The sequence below is a fragment of the Candidatus Obscuribacterales bacterium genome (assembly GCA_019744775.1).
GTDB lineage: Bacteria > Cyanobacteriota > Vampirovibrionia > Obscuribacterales > Obscuribacteraceae > SBAT01.
The window spans coordinates 207,698-229,687 of record JAIETZ010000001.1; the positions used below are offsets into that span (position 1 = coordinate 207,698).

At 45.8% G+C, this 21,990-nt stretch carries 18 protein-coding genes; 6 read left to right on the forward strand and 12 right to left on the reverse strand.

What is annotated here, in order from left to right; genetic code table 11:
- Nucleotides 1–6: 6 nt before the first annotated feature.
- A complete protein-coding gene (locus tag K2Y22_00835) occupies nucleotides 7–864 on the forward strand; it encodes a tetratricopeptide repeat protein (protein ID MBX9876979.1) in 858 nt (285 codons plus the stop codon).
- 115 nt (nucleotides 865–979) lie between these two features.
- Here the strand turns inward: K2Y22_00835 and K2Y22_00840 are convergent, their stop codons facing one another.
- The gene (locus K2Y22_00840) at nucleotides 980–1,177 is read right to left on the reverse strand and encodes a hypothetical protein (protein MBX9876980.1); all 198 of its coding nucleotides are present in this window, start codon (nucleotides 1,175–1,177) and stop codon (nucleotides 980–982) included.
- A 247-nt stretch (nucleotides 1,178–1,424) separates the two neighbouring features.
- Here K2Y22_00840 and K2Y22_00845 point away from each other — a divergent pair, with 247 nt between their 5' ends.
- From K2Y22_00845 to K2Y22_00855, 3 genes are all read left to right on the forward strand, one after another.
- A complete protein-coding gene (locus tag K2Y22_00845; GenBank protein ID MBX9876981.1) occupies nucleotides 1,425–2,252 on the forward strand; it encodes a hypothetical protein in 828 nt (275 codons plus the stop codon).
- Complete coding sequence (locus K2Y22_00850; GenBank protein MBX9876982.1) at nucleotides 2,249–3,112, forward strand: hypothetical protein; 864 nt, start codon at nucleotides 2,249–2,251, stop codon at nucleotides 3,110–3,112. Before K2Y22_00845 ends, K2Y22_00850 begins: the two co-directional genes overlap by 4 nt.
- Nucleotides 3,113–3,520: 408 nt before the next feature.
- Entirely contained in the window at nucleotides 3,521–4,747 is a 1,227-nt protein-coding gene (locus K2Y22_00855; protein ID MBX9876983.1) for a tetratricopeptide repeat protein, read from the forward strand.
- Here K2Y22_00855 and K2Y22_00860 read toward each other — a convergent pair whose 3' ends face one another.
- From K2Y22_00860 to K2Y22_00885, 6 genes are read right to left on the reverse strand one after another with little or no spacing between them, the layout of a single operon-like run.
- Entirely contained in the window at nucleotides 4,748–5,425 is a 678-nt protein-coding gene (locus tag K2Y22_00860) for a response regulator (protein MBX9876984.1), read from the reverse strand.
- Nucleotides 5,415–6,971 (reverse strand): HAMP domain-containing protein, encoded by a 1,557-nt coding sequence (locus K2Y22_00865; protein MBX9876985.1) that lies wholly within the window; start codon nucleotides 6,969–6,971, stop codon nucleotides 5,415–5,417. Before K2Y22_00865 ends, K2Y22_00860 begins: the two co-directional genes overlap by 11 nt.
- Nucleotides 6,928–9,120, reverse strand: a complete 2,193-nt coding sequence (locus tag K2Y22_00870) for an urea transporter (protein MBX9876986.1) — start codon at nucleotides 9,118–9,120, stop codon at nucleotides 6,928–6,930. Before K2Y22_00870 ends, K2Y22_00865 begins: the two co-directional genes overlap by 44 nt.
- Nucleotides 9,117–10,544, reverse strand: coding sequence for an alanine racemase (locus K2Y22_00875; protein ID MBX9876987.1), 1,428 nt, complete (start codon nucleotides 10,542–10,544; stop codon nucleotides 9,117–9,119). Before K2Y22_00875 ends, K2Y22_00870 begins: the two co-directional genes overlap by 4 nt.
- A gap of 14 nt (nucleotides 10,545–10,558) precedes the next feature.
- Nucleotides 10,559–11,659: an ATP-grasp domain-containing protein gene (locus K2Y22_00880; GenBank protein ID MBX9876988.1), complete on the reverse strand. Its 1,101-nt coding sequence runs from the start codon at nucleotides 11,657–11,659 to the stop codon at nucleotides 10,559–10,561.
- Nucleotides 11,656–11,910 carry a PqqD family protein gene (locus K2Y22_00885; protein MBX9876989.1) on the reverse strand — a complete coding sequence of 85 codons (255 nt, stop codon included), beginning with the start codon at nucleotides 11,908–11,910 and terminating at the stop codon, nucleotides 11,656–11,658. The genes K2Y22_00880 and K2Y22_00885 overlap by 4 nt, the downstream gene beginning before the upstream one ends.
- A gap of 208 nt (nucleotides 11,911–12,118) precedes the next feature.
- On the opposite strand from K2Y22_00885, the gene K2Y22_00890 reads away from it, so the two are divergent.
- Nucleotides 12,119–13,999 carry a serine/threonine-protein kinase gene (locus K2Y22_00890; GenBank protein MBX9876990.1) on the forward strand — a complete coding sequence of 627 codons (1,881 nt, stop codon included), beginning with the start codon at nucleotides 12,119–12,121 and terminating at the stop codon, nucleotides 13,997–13,999.
- Nucleotides 14,000–14,028: 29 nt separating this feature from the next.
- Here K2Y22_00890 and K2Y22_00895 read toward each other — a convergent pair whose 3' ends face one another.
- Both K2Y22_00895 and K2Y22_00900 read right to left on the reverse strand, forming a co-directional pair.
- Nucleotides 14,029–16,023: a glycoside hydrolase family 15 protein gene (locus tag K2Y22_00895; GenBank protein ID MBX9876991.1), complete on the reverse strand. Its 1,995-nt coding sequence runs from the start codon at nucleotides 16,021–16,023 to the stop codon at nucleotides 14,029–14,031.
- A gap of 115 nt (nucleotides 16,024–16,138) precedes the next feature.
- Complete coding sequence (locus K2Y22_00900) at nucleotides 16,139–18,325, reverse strand: amylo-alpha-1,6-glucosidase (GenBank protein MBX9876992.1); 2,187 nt, start codon at nucleotides 18,323–18,325, stop codon at nucleotides 16,139–16,141.
- Nucleotides 18,326–18,493: 168 nt separating this feature from the next.
- Here K2Y22_00900 and K2Y22_00905 point away from each other — a divergent pair, with 168 nt between their 5' ends.
- A complete protein-coding gene (locus tag K2Y22_00905; protein ID MBX9876993.1) occupies nucleotides 18,494–18,679 on the forward strand; it encodes a hypothetical protein in 186 nt (61 codons plus the stop codon).
- Between the two features lie 194 nt (nucleotides 18,680–18,873).
- Here K2Y22_00905 and K2Y22_00910 read toward each other — a convergent pair whose 3' ends face one another.
- The 3 genes from K2Y22_00910 to K2Y22_00920 form a co-directional block, all read right to left on the reverse strand.
- Nucleotides 18,874–19,209, reverse strand: a complete 336-nt coding sequence (locus K2Y22_00910; GenBank protein MBX9876994.1) for an SDR family oxidoreductase — start codon at nucleotides 19,207–19,209, stop codon at nucleotides 18,874–18,876.
- A 133-nt stretch (nucleotides 19,210–19,342) separates the two neighbouring features.
- The gene (locus tag K2Y22_00915; protein ID MBX9876995.1) at nucleotides 19,343–20,347 is read right to left on the reverse strand and encodes a ferrochelatase; all 1,005 of its coding nucleotides are present in this window, start codon (nucleotides 20,345–20,347) and stop codon (nucleotides 19,343–19,345) included.
- A 385-nt stretch (nucleotides 20,348–20,732) separates the two neighbouring features.
- Nucleotides 20,733–21,824, reverse strand: coding sequence for a hypothetical protein (locus K2Y22_00920; GenBank protein ID MBX9876996.1), 1,092 nt, complete (start codon nucleotides 21,822–21,824; stop codon nucleotides 20,733–20,735).
- Between the last annotated feature and the right edge of the window lie 166 nt (nucleotides 21,825–21,990).

The following is a 21,990-nucleotide window of genomic DNA, read 5'->3' on the forward strand; positions in this document are numbered from 1 at the left end:
GATAGCATGTACATATACCGTCAGCGTCATAGTGTTGCCACCACACTTCTAGCCTTAGCAATTTCGATGTCAGGTTGCAGTTTGATGCCCAACTTTGACAATTCAATGAAAGATGGAAGAAACGCTCTTTCAGAAGGGCAACTCAATCGCGCTGAGCAGCACTTTCAACAGGCAATTGCCGAAGCGGAAAAATCCGGCAAACACACTCACCAGGTTGCCGTTGGCAAAGTAGGTCTTGCCGACACATATGTAGAACAAGAAATTTATGACGATGCTGAAACCTTGTACGAAGATGCTTTGGAAATTGAGGGCACCGATAACAATGAAACAACAGTAAAAATCTATCATGGGTTAGGAAAGCTCAACTGCAAGCGCCAAACTTTTGCGCTTTCGGAAAAATATTTGCAAAAGGCGCTGAAGATGCAGCTTGAACTTGACTCGCCCGACGAGATCGAAACAGCAAATATATATACCGACCTAGCTGATCTCAATTTGCTAAAGGGCAAGCCAACTATAGCCAAAGAAAATTTTGAAAAGTCCTTGGAAATTCTTGAAGGACTTGAGAAAAAACAGTACAAATTGCAGGAAAAGGTAACAGCAGCATTGGCAAATATTGCCGCTGACGATCAGGATATGGATGCGGCCCAAGATTACAAAAAGCGTCTAACAGATTTGCAATTGGACCATGCAAAAAATGTCATGTCAGTCTTGCCTTGGGTCACCAATAAACAGGCACAACCGGCTGATACCAACAACTCAAACGTCGCAAATGAATCGCCAAGCACGGATACCAATACTGATTCAGTTAAGGATTCGGACAGCTCAGACAAGCAAAATGAGCCTGCCAATAAAAGCGAAGATTAGTAATTTGTTCTACAATGCAATTAGAAACCCTAGGCAATATGCCAATGGGCTGCAGGCAACAGAGCCATGCTCCGAGCCTGAAGGACGCCATTTGAATGGCGTCCTTACTTTTGTTCTAGTTTAGATACGACAGCAAATTAATTGCCTTTGGATTCTTGCAAATCTTCTTCAAAGCGACAGCTTCTATTTGCCTAACGCGTTCCTTGCTGATGTTCATGAAGGTAGCTACTTCCTGCAAAGTTGCCGGCTTTCTATCCTTAAGTCCATAACGACGAATTATCACTTCCTTTTCGCGTGGACTTAATGTGGACAAAAGTTTAAGCACCTCATTAGTAACTCGTAGGAGTCATCTTCAATAACGAAATCATCCTCCTCAAGATAATCTTGCAAGGTGTCAACTTTGATTTGTCATAATTCTTGCCCGTACAAAAGCCACGCCAAAACAGCGCCACAAGGACGCACGAGGCGACGATTCAGCCGCCAATTTCCATACTAACAAGTTTGTCAAAAGCGCGCTTGGATTCACAGGAACAGCTCAATATCCCCTTATAATATTGTCGATGAAATTCAATAAGCTTCTACCTGCAGCACTTGTTTGGCTTGTTTTTCTAGCCAATCCGGCTCCGGCAGAAGTCATTTTGTCCAAGTTTTCCGGTAAGGTCGTCCATGACTTTACCGTCTTAAATGCCGGCTCCTTACTAAGAGTTGAAGTTTTAACCCCTTTAGACACCAGCTCGGCAAAACTTGGTGACAGATTAGAATGCCGAATTATCGACTATATCTCTGTAATTGGACACCAGGTAGCCTGCCCAAAAGACATTGTCACCGGCAAGATAGTGAGTATTTATCGTCCGAAAAAAACTATCAAAGCTTATATCCCAGGCAGGACGTTTTTAAATGCCGATGCCAGAGTCGGTCTTAATTTCGACACAATAACAACAAAAGAAGGCATTCACACAACAATTTCAGCTAAGCCCGCGCCTAAAAGCAGGGTCACAAAATACTATCCTTCCAAGATTGATATTGTGGTTGATAGAAACGGTGAATACGAAACTAAATACGACACAAAAAAACTACTTGCCGTCGATGCTGCAATTACCGCCGCCTCATTTGCCGCCGGCCCTGCTGGGATTCTTGTGGCGCCGGCACTGAGCGGAGCAGCCGGTGCAGTTTCTTCAACATTTGCCCAGGGACGTCCGTTAGAAAAATCAGAAAAGACAAATAAACCGCGCGACATTGCCGTCAGTGTCGGCAAAGGTCTGCCGGGCGGCAGCATCGTCTCCGGCGTAACCACACGTGGAGCACATTTATTTTTAGAAAAAGGGGATCAATTGCTTTTGATTCTCAATCAGGACGCCTATTTCTATAGAGGGGCAAATAACAGGTGAAACAGTCAATTCCGTTACTAGCATTATTATCTCTAATTCTACAATTGCCCTCTTACGGACAATACACGGTAATTGACGCGAACCCCGGCGGTCCGACAGCTGAGACCGTGGCTCCTGTTAAGCCAATACTTTACCCACAACTTACAGGCAGCGTAGAAACCGATGAAGTAAGTCTTTCTAAAGGCTCACGATTTCGAGTGAGTTTAATGACAGATGTGAGCAGCCAGACAGCGACATTAGGCGACACAGTGGAAGCAAGCTTAGTTGACGATTTGACGATAAACGGTATTACGGTCGCCAAGAAAGGTGATGTCGTCACAGGACAAGTAACCGATGTCGCCCGAGCAGAGAGGACAATTAAGTCCTATATCCCGCGTCATCATTTTCTTGATCCCGAAGGTCGCCTGGCAATAACATTTCTCAGCCTGCAAAACAAATCAGGGGCAACTTCAATATCAGCGACATTAGCCCCACAAACTGAAATTGAATCTGCAGGTTCAACCTTAAGGTTGATAGTAAATAAAGGCGGCGATGCTGAAGTTAAAAGCATTACTACAAGATATCTGGTCGCTGACGCCGTGTTAGCAGGCGGTCTCGTGGCAGCCGGTCCAATTGGATTAGCGGTAGCACCTGCAGTTACAGGAATTGCCGGTGCGATATCTCCGTCGTACGCGCTGGGCCATCAGGTAGAAGCCGGTGAATCACACAGCCGGGTCAAAGATTTTCTCCTGGGCGCCAGCCGCGGTGTGCCCGGTGGTGTCATTGTCTCCGGAATTGCTACACATGGCGAAGACATCAAATTAACTAAAGGCGATGAGCTTGTTGTCGAACTTAGCCAGGATGCCTTTTTCAACCGCTAATTGAGCCAAGCTTGCCGCGACAAAATTAGCATCGATTAACCGCAACCTCCATATTTTCTCCACAATCTCCATCGTTACTCCACTTGGGCTACCTAGGATGGTTGATGAAAGTCACGAGTCCATGAGGGTGGACATTTGTGAGGTCATGATGCAATGGTATCAACTCGGCTGGGGAAAATTTTGTTGGTCTGCAACGCCTACTTGCTTATGCACTGCCCCCAAGCAAGCGCAGACACTACAAACGGGTGTTCCCGCTCGTATGCACCTTCCGACGCTACGATCACCCGCAAAACAACCATAGAGCCAACCCGTGTTCTAGGGCGAATCCCACGTCTATCGTTGGTACCCATTGCGCATGTCCGCGGCGAACTATTTCTCAAAGATGAGATTTTATTCGGCCAGCCAACAATGTCCTTGCTGAAAAGCGAGGGCATTGTCGCCGAAAAAGGCAGACATGAAAGTCATTTGGTTTTAGGCTCAGGCAGTCTCTTACTGGCGCCAAAAAACACCATTGATATTTCCGTACCCAATGCAGAAATAAACGTGGCGGCAGGCGCCATAGTTTATATACGCACTAAAGGTACTACCACCGCGATTCTCAATCTACACGACGACAGAGTAAATGCAGTGAATGTACTTTCAGCCCATACTCGCTATTACCTTCCACCCGGGCGCGTTATGCTCGTCACAGAAGATCGTTATACGGATTTCGATAATGCAAATCCATGTCCTGGTCTCTGGTATAAAACTGTCTACACGCATGAAAGCACAGAAGGCATAACAAGGCTTGTATCACAATTTTCACCACTATCAGCAGCCTGGATATTGCCGTCTGTCAGACATTTGATATTAAACAGGAGCAGTCACGGCAATAAGATAATGAAAACTTGCGCAGCGGTAACTGTAATGTCGCGCGATCACAAACAATTTAGATACAAGCTTGATGATCATGAGCGCAGTCCTGTTCTTTTAGTTTCGGGCAAATTGCAATCACAAAATGATGAAGAGACTAATACTTTGGAAACCTGGAAAACCAATGTACAGGGTAATTCACGCGGTGACGAATTGATCTCATTGCTTGATGCAACTAATGAAAAGCTATCACAAGACGCCAACGATGCCGACTCACTATATTTAAGAGGCTATTTATACGGTGTTGTCGGCTGCACAACCTGGGCTATCCAAGATTTGACAAAAGCAATTGAGAAAAACGAAGACTTTGCCGACGCTTACAAAGAACGCGGCATTTGCTATATGGACAACAAGAATTTCGATGAAGCATTGAAAGACTTAAACCATGCACTCGAGCTGGATCCAACATCAGGAGATGCTTTGCTTGCCAGAGGACGCCTTTATATGCTCACCTCGCAACCAGACGCAGCGTTGACCGATTTAACCAGGTGTACGGAAGAGTCAGTTAAATTCACACCGGCGCTGCCAGGAGAAATGCCGGGGAATTTTTACAATGCTCCAGAATACTATTTGAGCAATTGCTATAAAGCTTTAGGTAACGAAGACAAAGCCAAAGAGCATTTGGAAAAAGCTCAGGTAAGCGACGTTCAAGCATCTGTTCCTGACACTGACTACTTGCACCGTTTTGCCGACAAGCCCGCTGAAACACAACCCAGTCAATAGTTATAGCTCGTAGCGATAGCCCACTCCATACACTGCATGGATAAGTTCTTGTCCGGGCAAGACTTTAGCGATTTTCTTGCGCAAGTTTTTGATATGACTGTCAATAACTCGATCGTAGACATACTGCTCTTGCTGGTAACAAAGCTCCAACAGCTGCGAACGAGAATACACTCTTCCCGGACGGCTTATAAGAAGTTTCAGCAAGCGAAATTCAGTACCAGTTAAATCAAGCGGAACGCCATTGACGGAAATTCGTGATTTTTCATCATCGACATAAAACAGCTTGCCTGTTGTTTCCTTGGCTTGCTGGTTAGACCGGCGCATAACAGTTTTCACACGCGCCACGACTTCTCGTGGGCTAAATGGCTTGCAAATGTAATCATCGGCTCCTAAGCCCAATCCTAAGAGCCTATCGAGTTCATCTACGCGTGCACTGATAACAATTATCGGCACTTCTGAAAACTTGCGAATCTCACGACAAATTTCCAGCCCATCGACACCAGGCAACATGAGATCAAGCAAAATTAGATCCGGCGTCTCTTTTTTCACATCAGCCACGACACCAGTGCCCTTATCAATGTGCACAGGTTCATAGCCGTCTTGGCGCAGATAATCCATGAGGATTTCGGCAATCCTGTGCTCGTCTTCAACAACCAATACTTTTGGCTTATCCGGCATCTTTGTCATTTCCAGCTAAAGGCAATTTCAATTCAATCTTCAAACCACCCAGTACTGAAGGAGCTGCGGCAATTTGTCCATCATGCGCCTCGACAATACTTTTACAAATAGCAAGTCCCAATCCTGCTCCACCAAAGTCTCGACTGCGAGAAGATTCAACGCGGAAAAATCTTTCAAAAACTTGCGGCAAAGCTGCTCTTGGCACAGAGGGAGCCGAGTCTTCAATTTTTAAAATTACATCCTTGTCTGTAACATCGGTACTGAGTTTTACAACGCCGCCAGCATCCGTATATCGCAGGGAATTTTCCAGAAGGTTCATGAATACTTGTTTTATTCTATTGCGATCTGCATTGATTACAATTTCACCTTCGAATAGCTCGCTGGTATCAACGGACAAGTTCTTCTCCTTGAAGCGCTCTTCAAAAGTAAATAAAACATCTTGCAGGCAGACAATAATATCCATAGGCATCAAGGTATCTGTAAGCTTTCCTACATCAAAGCGGGCAAGCCAATAAAGGTCATCAACCAATTTACTTAAGGACATTATTTCCTTGTGCAAGACAGCTAATGTTTTTGGGTTGGCTTGTTGAACACCATCCTGGAAAGCCTCTACTTGCGCTCGCAAAATAGCTATCGGCGTGCGCAACTCATGAGATGTATCAGACACCCACTGCTTGCTCTTTTGATCTTGTTTCTCCAAAGTCTCAGCAAGGAAATTGAAGTCCTTGGCTAATTCGCCAATCTCATCTGACGAAGAAGTATCCAGGCGCGTGCTGAAATCCAACGATGCCAATTTATGTGTACCTTTTGAAAGGGCCTTAATGCCAGCCAATAAATGGCTGGAAAGCATCATAGAGGCTATAGTAGCCGCACAAAAGCCGGCTAAAGCAATGAGCAACAAATTTTTGTTTTGCTCATCGACAAAATTTGATTCAATCTCGCTGTAGAGAGAAGTTCCAGGAGCCAGTGCCAAATATCCTACTTGTTTGCCGTCAACAGTAAGCGGCAAATTGGCTATCGCCAAATTTGCCGAACCTTCTCCCCAGAGTCGGTTCTTGTCCGCATTGAAAAGAGATACTCTATGCAGCAATTCCATAATATGAGGGGGTATTCCCAAAGGGTGAAAGAGCAAGAAATGATGTCGAGTTGGTGCATGCGGAGTATATGAGGTAGAACGCTCAGCAAAGTCGTCGTCTGTTCGCGGTCCTAATTCCTCACGCCGCTTTTCATCCATGGCTTCTTTCGGAGCCATGGCTCTTTGCATTTCGCGCCAAACAAGATCCGGATCTGTTTCTAGAAATTCCCAATTGCCGTGTTCTTTGTAAAGTTTTTCGATATGACGAGCCACAGGCTCAACTTTTCTCAACTCCACGCGCGCCAGGTACCTACCAAAGCCGGTGCCAATACTTGCTTTGGTCAAAGCAACAATCAGTCCAATAACACAAGCTGTTACCAGAATTATTGTAAAAAAGAGCTTTTTAGTGATTGTAAGCTTCATCGGCTCAAGTATTAGGGAAGCAAGCGGAGGACCTCTCCGGTATGCCATTATCCTCCCGAATACTCTGTGCAGCAAGCATGGCCGACTGCAGAGTTTCTCCATGTCTCGATACCTCCAAATAAAGCACACCCAGTGATTCACAAAGGTGAACTTCCGTTTTGCATGACCATTTAATTAATCCCAATTGCAACTTATGTTCAGCTTTCTGAATCCAACGCTTCAACTGACCGTCCCAAGTCCGTTCATAACAACTCACCGCCAATTTATGCCAGGGCGTAAATACTGCGCATAATGCTCTTAAATGAAAGGGCAACGGCAGAAACTTCATAGGCGTTAAATCCTGCCAGTTAGTCACTGCTTCCACGAAAGGCGTTAAGCCAACTGCCAGTACAAACGCATCCAACAATGAATCCGGCTTACCTGCACGATTGTAAAATGCCACCAAGTCATCATTGAGCGTGAATGCTACACTGGCACCTTTATCGCTAAACAAATAGAATTGCCCATAAGGATCCAATGTGGTTTCCAGATAGCGCTTTGTCTCACCGGCATTATTTTTACCAACTCGACAATCAAATTCCAGGCGGCTTCCAACTGAAAGCTTGAAAGCTTTTTTCAATGCATGATTGCGTATTGGAGCAATGACCGTTTGTTTTTCTTTGGGAATAACATTCAGTGCGTAATAAGCTGAGCCTCCAGCAGGAACAATGACGTCTGTTAGGTGAAATGGCAGCGTGCGGCTACCCAGGCGTGGACTTTCCTGAACATGCATGTGCACATGCGGTTGTGGTGACCTTCCGGAATTACCACACAAGGCAAGCACCTGTCCAGGGACAAGATAATCGCCTGCTTTTACACGCAAGCTGTCCTTTTGTAGGTGGGCAAGAACAACATATTTCCAAAATCCAATTTCAATAACGATGTAATTACCAAAACTGTTCACCGTATCGACCTGTCCAGGTAGATTGTCGGCAAAACCGTCAAAACATTCAAAGACACGGCCATAAGCAGGCGACAAGACAGGTTTTGCATAACAACGGAAATCTGTGACGCCTACCCCATCATCTTTGTAGCTTACGCCATTCTCAAATTGAAAAAAATCCAGCGCATATCTAAGACTACCTTTGTGCGTATGGGCACCATCAAACCCCTGATAAACTTGCCAGGCACCGGCAAAAGGCGCCTTCAATGCGACACTGCGCGGATCGACACCTCGTACATACGCAATTTTCATTTGCTCGATACTTTTTTCAGCAAGACATGGGCTCGTCAACCAAAATCTTGCCCATGGTCCACCTTGCTGAGGACTAAATGCCAATATGACAGCATAGGTAGTGACAACAAAGGGCAACGCCAGCGCCGGCAAATGCAAAATCCACATAACCTGATTGAAACTTATCGTTAAAAAACAAGCGACTATGCCACTGGACAGCGCCACGGCAATGCTGCGCTTACCAGGCACCGTGTACAAACCACCAATTATGCATGCAGTCAAAACCGCATTCATTTGCGCAACCAGATATAAAAGTGAATCCGTCCCCGCCAAATTAAGTATGCGAAAGATGAGCAGGCAAACAATTATTTGGGCCAGTCCAATCAGAGCCAAATAACGTGACGAAATGGCAAATGCAAGAAAAGTGAGGATACCACCCAGCGCTGTGCCACTATAGTAAACCGCTCCAAAGGGCGCCAAGAATTTGAAAGCAGATAAGGTGTTGTTTTCAACACCGGCAAATACAGTTTGATGACTAGCTGGAGAAAGCAAGTTATAGCCTAAAGGCAAAAGCAAATACGCAGCCACAACATAGGGCATGCCTAGAAGAGGCAACTTAAATACTCTGGTTAGCGAGTCTTGTAAGACTGCACCGGCAACAATAACCAGTGTCGCTCCTAAAGCTACTACAAAAACAGACTGCCAGGAAAATGCATACAGCGAACCTAATAACATGCCCAGCAAAATACCGTTGACAGTGTCCAGTCTTTCGTAATCGCGAGGCAAAGAAAACAGTCTTCTAAGGGCAATTACAAACAGCCCGCCAAGCATGCCCATCAGTCCCGTGGCTGGAATTAGAAAACTGACGGCAAATAAGAGCAATTTAGAAAGCGTCTTATCCAAAGAGAAAAATGATCCATAACCGTCTAATAGACTGGCAAACGTTTCCGCTATTTGTCTTGCTATTAACTTTGCCGTATTCATGAAGCAGCCTCAATATGCTTTCCCAAGCGGCTATGTTTGTTGAGATCCAAAAAAGGCACGCTTAAATGCTTGGGCAAATTATCTTGTGCACACATGACTGACAAATCCTCTGCTTTGCGAATAACAGACACCTGTCCATCTTCATGCACCAGAACTACATTTGGGCGGTATTCAATAAACTGCATCCATTGGGTGTTGTTGTATGCGCCTACAGATTCGACGACCAGCAGGTCACCTGCCGTTAGGGGCGGCAGGTGAATGCTGTGACGCACTACATCAATATTCATACAAAGCGGTCCGTACAAAATAGTGTCTTCAATGGGGCCTTGGCATTCCTTAGTCAGTTTCACCTGATGGTTGTACCAATAGGCAGTGAAAAGCAAATTAGTACCGCCATCAAGAATTACTGCTTTGCGCCCGTCGGACAGCCTCTTTGTGCCGACAACAGTCGTCAGCAAGACTTGCGTATCATCAACAATTGCCCGTCCAGATTCAAATATCAAGCGAGGCAATGGGCGCCCGGCTGCCAGTCTATATTTCGTACCCTCACGCAGAGCGCTGGTCACCGCATTGACATAGTCATTTACGGATGGCACTGCTTGTTCCGGTGGTAAATAAATTCCCTTAAGAGCGTTTTGTGAAGGGAAACCACCACCAATATCTATGTATTCAATTTGAGTGTCGTCATTTTCCACTTCACGCATAAATTCGCACATAATGCGTACTTGTTCGGCATAGGCACGTGGCTCCAAAATAAATGTGCCGATATGGCTATGCAAACCAACGAGTTTAAGATGAGGACTTAAGGCTATCCATTTCGCAGCAAGATAAGCTTGTCCACTTTCCAAATTGAAACCAAATTTCCCCCATGGCTCTGTAAAGCCGGTATCAAAGTTAAGTCTTAAGGTAACCGGCGCAACCAAGTTTAGCTCGGTGGCGACGGCTTCTATGTTATGCAATTCATCAAGGTGATCCACATGAAGATGTGCTCCTTCGCGAATTGCCTTTTGTAAGATGCGCTTAGACTTATTGGGACCATTGAAAATAATTCTGTCTCCAGGCACACCTAGAAGTCTTGCCTTTTCATATTCAAACTCCGATACAACCTCAGCCCACGATCCTTCCTGGTGGAGAATATTACAGATAGCGCTTGTGTAGTTAGTCTTGTAAGACCAACCATGAGTAACAAGACTGTAGCGTCTTTCAAAAGCACGCTTGAGACGCCTTACGTTTTCGCGAATCTTCTTTTCAGAAGTGACATAAAGTGGCGAACCATATTTTTCAACCAGATCATTCACGTTTACGCCAAATACTTGGTCGGTAATATTGTCTTGGTGCGTACGTTTACCGAATTTGTTTATTTCACCTATCCTATGCGGTTGAATAAATGGTGGTTCCCAGACACTTGAGTAAAGATCTTTCATGAATGTCTCCTGTTTTAGCCTGCTTCTGAGGTTACAAATTGTTGGGCCAGTCTTCCTTGAACAAGCATTGATTCGAAATCTTCCAGATCAACTATTAGTTCTTGTGCATGCCGAATAAAAAACGTACCTGCTTTAGCAGGCGGCAAATCGAGATTTACTTCACCGGCCAAAAGCTTTAAAACTACAGAAGGCAAATTTCTGCCTGCAGCATGGCTCAAGTAGATCCACGAAGGAAAACGTGGATTAATTTCAATCAAATGAATTTTGCCATCTTCCGTTTTCATAACTTCTACTTCAAATGGGCCTGACCACATTAGGGCTTTGACGATCTTTTCAGCCATTTCAGCAATTGCGTCATCAACTACGGTTACACCAGCCCAGGCTTTGCCTTTATCGGTAAGAGCGCGTTTGCGCATCATTACAGCTCCGATTAGGTTACCTTTGCCATCGCCGACTCCTGCCAAATCGAACTCGTCACCGTCCACCATTTTTTGAACGAGCACAGGATAGCCCCAAGCTGCGACCAATCTATTGAAGATGGCTTTCGCTTCGTGTCCATTGTGAGCAATACCGGCATCATAAAAAATGCCTTTCACGACAAGCGGATATTTCCATCCATCTGCTTCGCACTTATCAAAAAACCCAATATTGGAAATAATCTTACATTCGGGATGATTGATATCAATGGACCGGCAAAATGCGCTCAGGTGATCTTTAGCGCGCAAATTGTACTGGTCTCTGCTCGGGATAAGCATGGCGATTCCTAATTTGGCTAAAGCCGGCTTGATACGGCTGAAATTAGGTATCTCGGCATCCAGACAAGGAATAATGGCATCCAATCCGACATCTTGATGAATTTGCAAAATCCTATCAAGTAGCGCTCTTTCACCTGCTGACGGATAGGGGATGAGATAGCTGCCGGAACACAACTCTTTTGAGTACAGTCCGGCATCAAATACATCATAGCCAAGACCAATAACTTCACCTGTGAAATTTGCACATTCACGAATACAACGTGCCACTGCCATGCCCGGTCCGGGATTCTCTGCGCGGGCATTAATACCTGTCACGGCAACATTGGCATTGCGCCACTGTCTCTTGCTAAAAATTGTCATAGATATCTCTCCAGTTGCAACAAGAACGCCTCAACAGAAGTTGCCGCAACTTCATAGGTGACGCCATACTGCTGCGACAGGCAATTCGCCGTATCTTCAACACTCGTTCCTTTCTTCAAAAGATTGAGCGACATAAGTCCTGTACCGTTCAAGGAAAAGCTCTGTCCTGTTTGAGGATCAAAGACAAAACCACTATCACTTACGGCAAGTTTTCTAAGTCGCTCGCTGGGACAAATATTATTGGCTGTCATGTCTGTACTAACTCCTTTCATGCCAACTGCATCTTACAAAGGGGGCATGGAGAGAGGATGGAATCTATGGAGAAATTGTGGAGACCGGCTAAATCTTGGCTAAATAAGCAGGCTCGTAAACTTTCCTAATAGTATTTATATGTCACCCAGTGTGGCATTATTATTTATATGGGAATATCAGGGGTGGACGCTGGCTTAGGAATACAAAATGACGGCCCAGGTTCTTGCCGACAAATATGAAATCTTAGACGTGCTTGGCACGGGCGGCATGGGCGTTGTTTATAAAGCTCGCCACCTGCTAATGAAGCGCATCGTGGCAATTAAGATGCTCCACGAGAGCCTTACCGCCAACGAAGTCATGCGCAAACGGTTTGAACAGGAAGCTCAAGCCATTTCAGCCTTGAACCACCCTAATATCCTCACCGTTTACGATTTCGGGGTAACTGAGGACAACAAGCCTTATCTGGTTGTCGAATTCCTTGAAGGCACAAGCCTGGAAGAGATCCTTAATGAAGAAGGAGCACTAGATGCCAGCCGCGTTATGCACATTTTCAAGCAAGCCACATCAGGGCTTGCCCAAGCTCACGAAAAAGGCATTATTCACCGGGATCTAAAGCCGGGCAACATCATGCTGATAAATGTCGGCGACCAAAAGGACTTTGTCAAAATCGTAGATTTCGGCATTGCCAAATTGGTTCAAGAAAGCACTGAGCAAAATATCGGCTTAACAGCAACTGGAGAAGTCTTCGGCAGCCCGCTCTATATGAGCCCGGAACAGTGCCGCGGGCGCAAACTGGACCCACGCTCAGATATCTATTCTCTTGGTTGTGTTATGTACCATGCCCTATGCGGCAAAAGGCCATTTTCAGCCCAAGACTTGCCTGAATGTCTCTACAAACAGGTGCATGAAACTCCACCTAAGTTTTCCGAAATCGCTCCGGAATTGAATATTCCTGAAGGACTGGAAAAGGTGGTTAACAAAGCCATGGCCAAAGAGCCTGATGATCGTTTCGACAACATGACCGATTTCAGGCAAGCAATTGAAGCTGTTGAAACCGGGCAACCGCTGGATATCTCTATGCCTCCTTCTAAGCCAACAGGCACAACAACTGTAATTGCCACACAAGCGCATGGCGTGCACATAACAGCAGGCACGCCCACCGGTGTAAGCGGCAACACCATAGTGCCTGAGTCCGCACAAGCTGCCGGCCCTCAGGTCGCTAGCACCAAGCCGAAGAATAAAAAGCTAATTGGTATAGCAATTGCCGCAGGTGTGATTATTGCCGGCGGCGGCATAGCTTATTTAGCAACCAACAGTCCCACGGCGCAATACGAGACCTTCATGAAAAAAGGCAAGGCTGCCTTTGACGCGCATAATTATCAACTTGCCGAAGAAGCCTTCCAAGGTGCATTACAAGTCTCTCTCTCATTTGGGGCAGACAGTCCGCAGCGCTCGGATGCCATTGATGATCTTGGACAGATCTACATGAACCAGAAGAAGTACGACAAGCTTTATCAATTAGCTACACAAACCAACCAAGTCGCCAGATGCATATCCAGTTTCAGTCGCGAATTGGATGGACTCAGAAAACAAGGCGCCGATAAGACCACACAAGCTGCGGACCTCCTGCAATTGCTCGGCAAATTGTCGGAAAAAGAAGGAGACTTTGCCCGCGCTGAAGGTTTCTATACGGACGCGTTGACCATAAGAAAAGGAATTGCCGTCCAAGCAAGTGCCATTGAGGACAAGGCAAAAGCAGCCGCAGAGCAACCTCTGCCCGAACAAAAAATAAAGAAGGCAACGCAGGAAAGAGAAATCAGATCATTGAGCACTCACATAACTCAAGTGCACAAGCAAAAGATTCTCCATCCAAAGCCTATTGCCAAATCCAAGCCAGTTAAGGTTAGTCCTTTCCCAACTTTTGACGTAACAAGACCAATGACGACTCCAGCACCTACTGTTGTTATTGAGGACAAACCGGAAGTATCTAACGATCAACCTAAGAAACGTGGATTTTTTGGTAGCATCGGACACGGCGTAAAAGAGCTATTCCACAAAGACAAGTCGAAAAATTCGACAAAAGAATAGTCGTCGTCCGTACTTTTGGGATGGGCAACCTAGACGGGCATAATTGTATGCCCGAAGACAGCTTCTGATACCAGCGTCTTGCGCTTGTCTAGATACTCATGCACGGCAGTAATAAATGCCGCATGGCTCCATGTCAGAGGCGAAACAGACAAAGGTTCGTTTGTATACGGATTGACCTGCTCAGCCAAAACTCCTGAAGGCAAAGCATGGTCAGCTACCCATTCAAGTAATTGCACTGGTTCTTTCAAATCCTCCGGCTCTTTAGCACTAGCTATGCCATAGTTAGCCAGCCAAATTGTGCAGATAAACCAGGGATTGCCAGGCACATTACCAACGTCTTGCGACACCTGGTGATAGTAGTCATTTTCATAACGAGCAACGCCACCAACATCTGTTTTTATCCAGAGGCGCTCGCGAACTGCTTTCATTGTGTCTTTTACTTTGGTGTCGAAGACAGACAATCCGGAAAAAGCAAAGATGGCATACATGGCAGCGTCAATGGTCATATCGAGGTCATAACCATCAGCGGTGCGTGTGGCCATGCGGCAGAAACGCCCATTTTCTTCAGACCACATGTGCTTAACCATCGCCGTCTGCACTTCTTCAGCCACCTGATTGTAGTGATGATAGTCATCCATTTCACCCAGTGCATGAGCAAAATTGGCAGCTGCCTGCAGTCCGGCAATCACACTACAAACAGTAAACAGATGCACGCCATAGCGTTCTTCCCAGAGATCGTGAGAAGGCAGAGGAAGTTTTGTCTTTTCATCGCGGAATGACACCAAGAAATCAGCTGCGCTTTTAAGCAACGTGCCAAATAAAGAGCGCATAAATTCCACATTGCGAAACTTGCGGAATGACTGCCACATAGACCAAATTACAAGAGCCGTTTCGTCTTCCTGAATAGGCAGATCATATCTGCCGTCGCGAGTCCAGGGGTGCCAACTGGAAGCCAGAGATTTATCCGGATTGTATTTATGCAACAAGTAACCTTCCGGTTTAATTACCTGATGACAGAAATTGAAAAATCGTTCTACCAAATCACGAAAACCGGCTCTGCTTAAGGCATAAGCAACAAGTGCGCCGTCGCGTGGCCACATATAAGAATAAGTGTCTCGGGCAAACTGCGCTATGTCCCAGTCATTTGCGGCAATAATTGCCCCATCATCATCAATTTGCGTGCGAATAACGAGCAAACTGCGCTTGTACAGGTCGACAATTTTAGTTGGCAACCCTTGAAAATCAATGGGTTCCGGATTGACCCAGAGACGCCAGTAGTTCTGGTTGCGCGGGACATAAGAATGCGCGCCATTTTCCTTCACTATCACATTTAACTTTTGTACTTCTTCAAATGACTTACCAAAACACATCCAATAGTGGGCAACTTCTTCTCCGCGCGAGGGAACGCTTAATGATATGCGCACTGTGGAATCGACAGAGCCTTGAGATATAGGATTTCCGGACAGTTCACCATCTTCTGCATCTCGCCAGGTGCCTTCGCAACCATTTACTTCCTTGTTGCCGCAGCACCAGCCATCAATACCGTGCTTATTTGGAGTCGAGCCACTAATTAAAAACCAGCGATATTTCTTGTAGTGGACAACCGATTCGGTTGGTGGATGGTAGTAAGCTGTGTCGCCCACCTCATTTTCCGAAATATGGAAATCATGATGAAAAAACAGGCGTACTTGTCTATTTTGCCCGCGCAAGTCTTTGATTTTTATCTGGCGAACATAGACATCATCTGTATAGTCAACCAAATCATGGCAGGTTACTTGCAATCCCAGTCTGTCATTACGCAAAACGACTTCCGTGACAAGCGTTTCTTTCATGTAATGCCGTTCAATATTCCAATCGGAGCCGACCCAGGAAAATTCACCGTCAGCCCAGATGCCAAAGTGATTTACATGCCCTCTTGTTTGGTTTTCTTGTCCAACGTGAGGATAGTAAATATCGCGCAGATGATATTCCTTGTCGAAATTGATTAGCACGCGTCCATTTCCAACCGGCAAATCACGTGGCATAGCTATTCTCCTCAAAACATAGACGCTAAGGCGGAAGCCTACTAAGACTTTGTGCCAAAACTCACATCTCAACTAAACTGTTTATGAAGTTTCGTACAAAATATATACTCGATGCCTACAGCAGTTCCGGATATTCGGTAAACACTCTAATTAGTTCAGCTACGGACCATGCCTGGGCAACACAACCACGAGGCAACTGACCTACGCCATTTTCATCAGCATCAAATATTTCCGAAACAAAGCCCACACAGCCGTTTGAGAGTATATGCCTACGAATAGGCAAAAGGTGCTCTTTGATACATTTCCAGTTCTCATCTGTCTTGCCGTACACTTTCACACGCGCATCAACCCAAGCACCAAATAAAAACGGCCAGACAGTGCCCTGATGATAGGTCATATCCCTATCGTATTGATTGGCTGAGTCCTTACCATCTCCGTATCGCAGGTGATAGGCAGGCGCATTGGGTGAAAGTGTCCGCAAACCCATAGGTGTGAGAAGCTCACGCTCAACGCAATCCAAAACCGACTTTGCCCTTTGCCCGCTTACGAGTTCAAACGGCAAGCTTATGGCAAACAGCTGATTTGGTCTAATGCTGGCATCCTTGCTGCCATCATTGTTGATGACGTCATACAAACAACCCAAATCTTCATTCCAAAAGGACTCAAAGCCTTTTTGCACACAATCGGCAATATCCAGATACATTGTCCGTCTCTGATTAGCATCACCACTCAAAGCATGTAAGCAATCAAGTATGCGCAAGAAGTTGTACCAGAGCGCATTTATCTCAACCGGTTTTCCAATGCGAGGAGTGACTGCATAATCGCCGCAACGCGCATCCATCCACGTAAGTGCATAACCCGGCACACCACCTGTCACCAAGCTGTCGGCATGATCGACATGCAAGCAATAGCGAGTCCCTGCTATATGCCAGTCTACGACACTGTCTAAAAGCGGTAATTGTTCTTTGACGAATTGACTGTCATCAGTCATTAAGTAGTAACGATAAAGAGCCCAAGCCCACCAAAATGTCGCATCGGCAGTGTTGTATTGCGGAGTCATGCCCGAATCTGGAAAGTTATTGGGTAGCATCCCTTCACTTAAATACTTGCCAAACGTTCTAAGGATGCCTTTTGCAGTATCCAGTCGACCGGTAGCTAAAGCCAGTCCCGGCAGACTGATCATCGAATCACGTCCCCAGTCGTTAAACCAGTGATAACCGGCAATTATCGATGGAGAATCAGTGGATGCTCTTTGAACCACAAAACTGTCAGCAGCAAGAATTAGCTGTTTCAAATCCTCAAACCCGGACGAACCATTAGCTGCTGATTCAAGAATAGCTAATTCTTGCCGAATTTCATTTAAGTGGGGATTCACCTTGGAGGCATTGTGCATCAGTTCTTTGTGATAGCCGGCAATTTGCTCAACTATTTGATCAATGTCGTCGACGTGGTGAGGCGCGTCAGCCGCCAAACTTGCGCAAATGGTAATAGACTCACCGTTGGACAGATTTACTTTTATTTCTCCTGCATGCAAATTGTCTTCTGAGTCAGGCAGTCCTCTTTCTTTCTCTCGGGGCCAAAAGTAATTCCAATACCATTCTTGATGCTCACGATATTCGCCGTGGTTGAAGGAAACTACAAGTTCAGGAGCCTCTGAGTTGGCTTTCATACTGCATCTTGTCTGGGAATTATTAGTCCACAATGACTGCTCGAACAGGCGTCCTGTATCACCATGCGTTTCGCCATGAAAATCACGGTCATTAATAAGCAAATGGAGGGACAACTCAATTGGTTTGTAGCCAATCCACGAATAGCCAACATATACAGCCTGCTTTCCAGGCAACATCGCTACTTGTTTAATGAGAAAACCATGAGCTATAGAATAAACCCAGGTAGGAACAGGATAAGGGCTAAACCCAACAACTTTCTTGTAGCCTTCAGGAGCTACAGATCCTGATGACCAGAAATTTGTCGCCAGTTGTCCACCCTCTTCCTGAGAATCCGTCGGTACAACGACTTCGTCAATTCGCGAAAGCATCAGCGTTCGACTTACAGGTGGATCGAGTGCGGGCACAAAGAGTCCGTGATAACGGCGAGTGTTGGCTCCCCAGATATTGGCCGAAGCATATGACCCAAGACCATTGGAGATAAGCCACTCTCGTCTGTCATCTGCAACTTTGTTGCTTACATCAATTTTGGGAATGTTTAAACTGTAGCGACTGCTGCCGGCTTCATGTCTCAACCATTGGGCGATATCAAAATTCGGCAGAACATCTGCCTTGTCCTCAATTACACTTGCCATAATCGTTAACCCTGCACGAAGGATGTCCGTGTCCCCAGTAAGTCTTGCCCAGAAATAGGGCTTTCGTCCCACTGGAATAAAATTCCGATTAACTTCTTAACCTTTTGCCTGGTTTATCCTTGACAGTCTGCTCTATGGCTGCGAGCATTGATGAATTGAGGTTTTGCCGTGATTATCTTCCCGGACAATATTGTTCGTCGTATGGCTATTTTTGCTGTTGCCGTCAGTTTGGTGGCGGAAATTACCATTTCGCCTACAAATTTGGCTCACCGTTCAAATCAGGTAAAGGCATCAGAAAATGCTGCCGGAAATTTCCAAAGCTACCAATCGAGTCTGTTTAACGGTCACATGTAACATGGTAAAACGTAAAGGCAACTGTTTAAGCTGCCTTTAGATCGTGCGCGGTTGCGTATTATTTGTCTTGCTCAATTTCCTGAGGCAGCAGATCAGATCTTCTGTAGCCCATAAGCCAATAGACATTTCCAGTTTTCAAAATAGTAAATGCAAACCATTTACAGCGAAATGTGAAAGACATCGTTCCTCCTTGCTTAAAACGCGACTTTGGTTGTTTCGCGTAGTGCTTCAAGCAAAATGCCTTTAGAACAATGTGCTATGCCATCTACCCTGCCGAACTTTGCCAGAACCATTTGCATACATGCGATGATGTCACCGCCGTCGGTGGCATCAATTACACAAAAATGCACACCTAAGCTGTCGGCAATGAGAGCCAATTGGCTACCATGATTGCCGGCCAAAACCACACGAACTCCTCTTGCTGTCAGATTTTGTGCGATAACACAGCCTTGTTGTCCCAGAACATCAATTACTAAAACTACCGGCTTATCGCTTTCTCTAACATGATCGTTGTCGGAATTGCTTATCATGTTTGAGCGCCTCCCTCGCTTGACTCCACCTTACTGAAAAGGTGTGCACGTTTCGTGGAAGTTCTCAAAATAAGACTACGTGGGACTTTCAGGCGCCTCAGGTTAGTTCTTAAATGTGCAATTTTCGTGGAATTTAGTGTTTATGCGGGTTTGGACAACAGGTTGATTCGCAAGTATTGGAGGCTGCAGGCATTGAGCCCACGCACAATGAAGTCTCTCCATTTAAGCGCTCTAGTATTAGTTGAACGATCATTTGCACAAATTTCTTGCTTGTCCCAACAGTAGCGGCACGCACCATATTCATACCAAGTTCATCGGCAAGATTTTTTGCTTGCGTATCCAAGTCAAACAAGACTTCCATATGATCGCAAAGGAATCCTATGGGCATAACAATAACGTCGTCAGCACCTGATTCCTTCAAGTCTTTCAAAGCATCCAAAATATCCGGTCCAAGCCATGGTTGCGTAGGTGGCCCGCTACGGCTTTGAAAAGCCAGTCTGTAACTTGCATGTCCAGCGGCTTCTGCAGTCAAACGGCAAGTCTCTTCTAGCTGTTGTTTGTAATGGCAGGTGTCAGCCATTGATAGAGGCAGACTGTGCGCGGTAAAAACGACATGTGACTCCAGTCGTTTTTCCACAGGAATTTTTTCCAATGCCGCGCGAAGATTTTCGGTATTGGCTTCAATAAAGCCCGGATGATTGAAAAACACTCGCAGTTTTTCCACAGTCGGACAGGAATCACCTACAGCAAGTTGAGCAGCTTCAATGTTTTCCAGATATTGCCGGCAGCCCGAATAGGACGAATAAGCCGAAGTGACAAATGCCAGAGCATTTTTTCTACCGTCTGCTTTCATTTGGGCAAGCGTGTCGGCAAGCATAGGATGCCAATTTCTGTTGCCTAAATAGATTGGCAAGTCAATGCCCTGGCTTTTGAGTTCGTCATCTACCGCCTTCAGAAGCTTTTTATTATTCTCATTTATTGGGCTTATGCCGTCGAACACCTCATACTGTTTAGCCACCTGCAGCATGCGCTCTCGCGGCACATTTTTGCCGCGCAAGACATTTTCCAAAAATGGCATCACATCCGCCATTTTCTCCGGACCACCAAAAGACACTATAAGCAGGGAGTCGTATTTCATAGCCAACCGTTGCATGGAGAAAGCAATGCTAGCAAATGTTAAGGGCACATGCAATGCGCCCCTACAGCAGATATTAAAGCGACAATACCCAGGCGTTAACCTGAGTATTGCCCACTGATGAAGGCTCTTTAGTGACGCTCCGGTTGCGCTCTTCGCTTCACCTTCGCTTGCCGTCCGGCTCGTCCATTTTCGCTCAGCTGCGACCGGCTCCTCGCCGCTCTTGCGCCGCTTCGCTTGTTTTTACCGGAGGGGTCTTTTAAGAAAGTTGCGCCGATACCGAAGTACCCGCGCAACCCCCAACAATCACTACCAGTTAAATACTATTCAACAAGGTCGAACTATTCAATCACCTCAGTGGGAAAACCACGTAGTCAAAGAAGAACCTTTAATGTGACTTTGGTTGCCCCTGGTTAGAAGGTTCCTCTTCGGATTCGACCATTTCCTTCAATTGCTCTCTCAACTTGCTGACAGAAGCCACATAGGCCGGCTTATTCAGCGACAGTCTGATACCGCCAAAGAGACGAAAGTCAAAACCACTCAAACCAGGCGTGCCATTGGCCCCCCAGTTCCAGATAGGCTCGGCTCTGATGAATGCCTGCAATGCGGGCATTTTTTTACTTACCGGTCTGGACAATTCCATGGTCAATATATTCAGAGAGTTGCTGATAGGCGGAATAGCACCACGAGTGCGAAAGTTGTTGACCAATGTATCGGTTGCCACAAAAGACCACTGTCCACGCCTATATAGAAATCCCAAGGTATAGAAGGGATCAAGTTCCCTGGTAGCACCGCTGAAAAACCCCTTGCTGCGTCTTTGCAAAAGAGTACTGCCGAACAAAACAAGTTTTGGCGACACAACACGAGTAATAGTAATTGACGGCAACAAATCGCCCTGACGCAAATGTTTTGCTTGCCACAATTCTCGCGCTTGAAAGTCAGCTTGAATATTAGTGCGTGATCCAAGCGGAATATCCTGCCGAAATCCCAGAGACAAGGACTGTGTTGTCGGCTGAGTAAGTATGTAATGTTCGGTAAAAACATCTTTGATTACGAAGTGGTTGCAATAGACACTAGTGTATTTAAAAATGTTGTAGCCGAGGGATGTATTCGGCATTACCCGAAACACGTAATCAGCAGCATATGGCTGTTTGGTAAAAAAGACGTTGGTTTCCAGTCGTTGACTTACTTCAGTGCTGGATGTGAACCACATGCGCCTGGGCAGTTTTTGAAACAAGCGGAATTGCAAATCCGGATTAATAAGGGCGCGTCCTTGATCATCGGCTACAGGCGTAATATCCGTTGGTAAAAATGTGCGCACAGGATTGATGTTGCCCTGAGCAATTAGAGTGGCACCTTGAGAAAATCCGCTTTCGTTAGTTTGCGTCCCGGCTGCTTGAGCACCAGCAGGCAGCACAAAGAGACACCAGATAGCCAGTGCCCAAAGCCAAGCAAATTTCAAGCACCCGGTAGTACTCATGCTCTTCCTGGGTGGGAATGCCGTGAAAAGCTCACAGCGAAATCATCCAGACAGGTCTGCCCGAGACGATCCTAATTATTTTAAGTCATTAACTGAATTCAATTGATTTATATATGGCCGATTTCGCCAGGCTAAAAAATCTGAATGTTTTGCCACATAGGCAGTG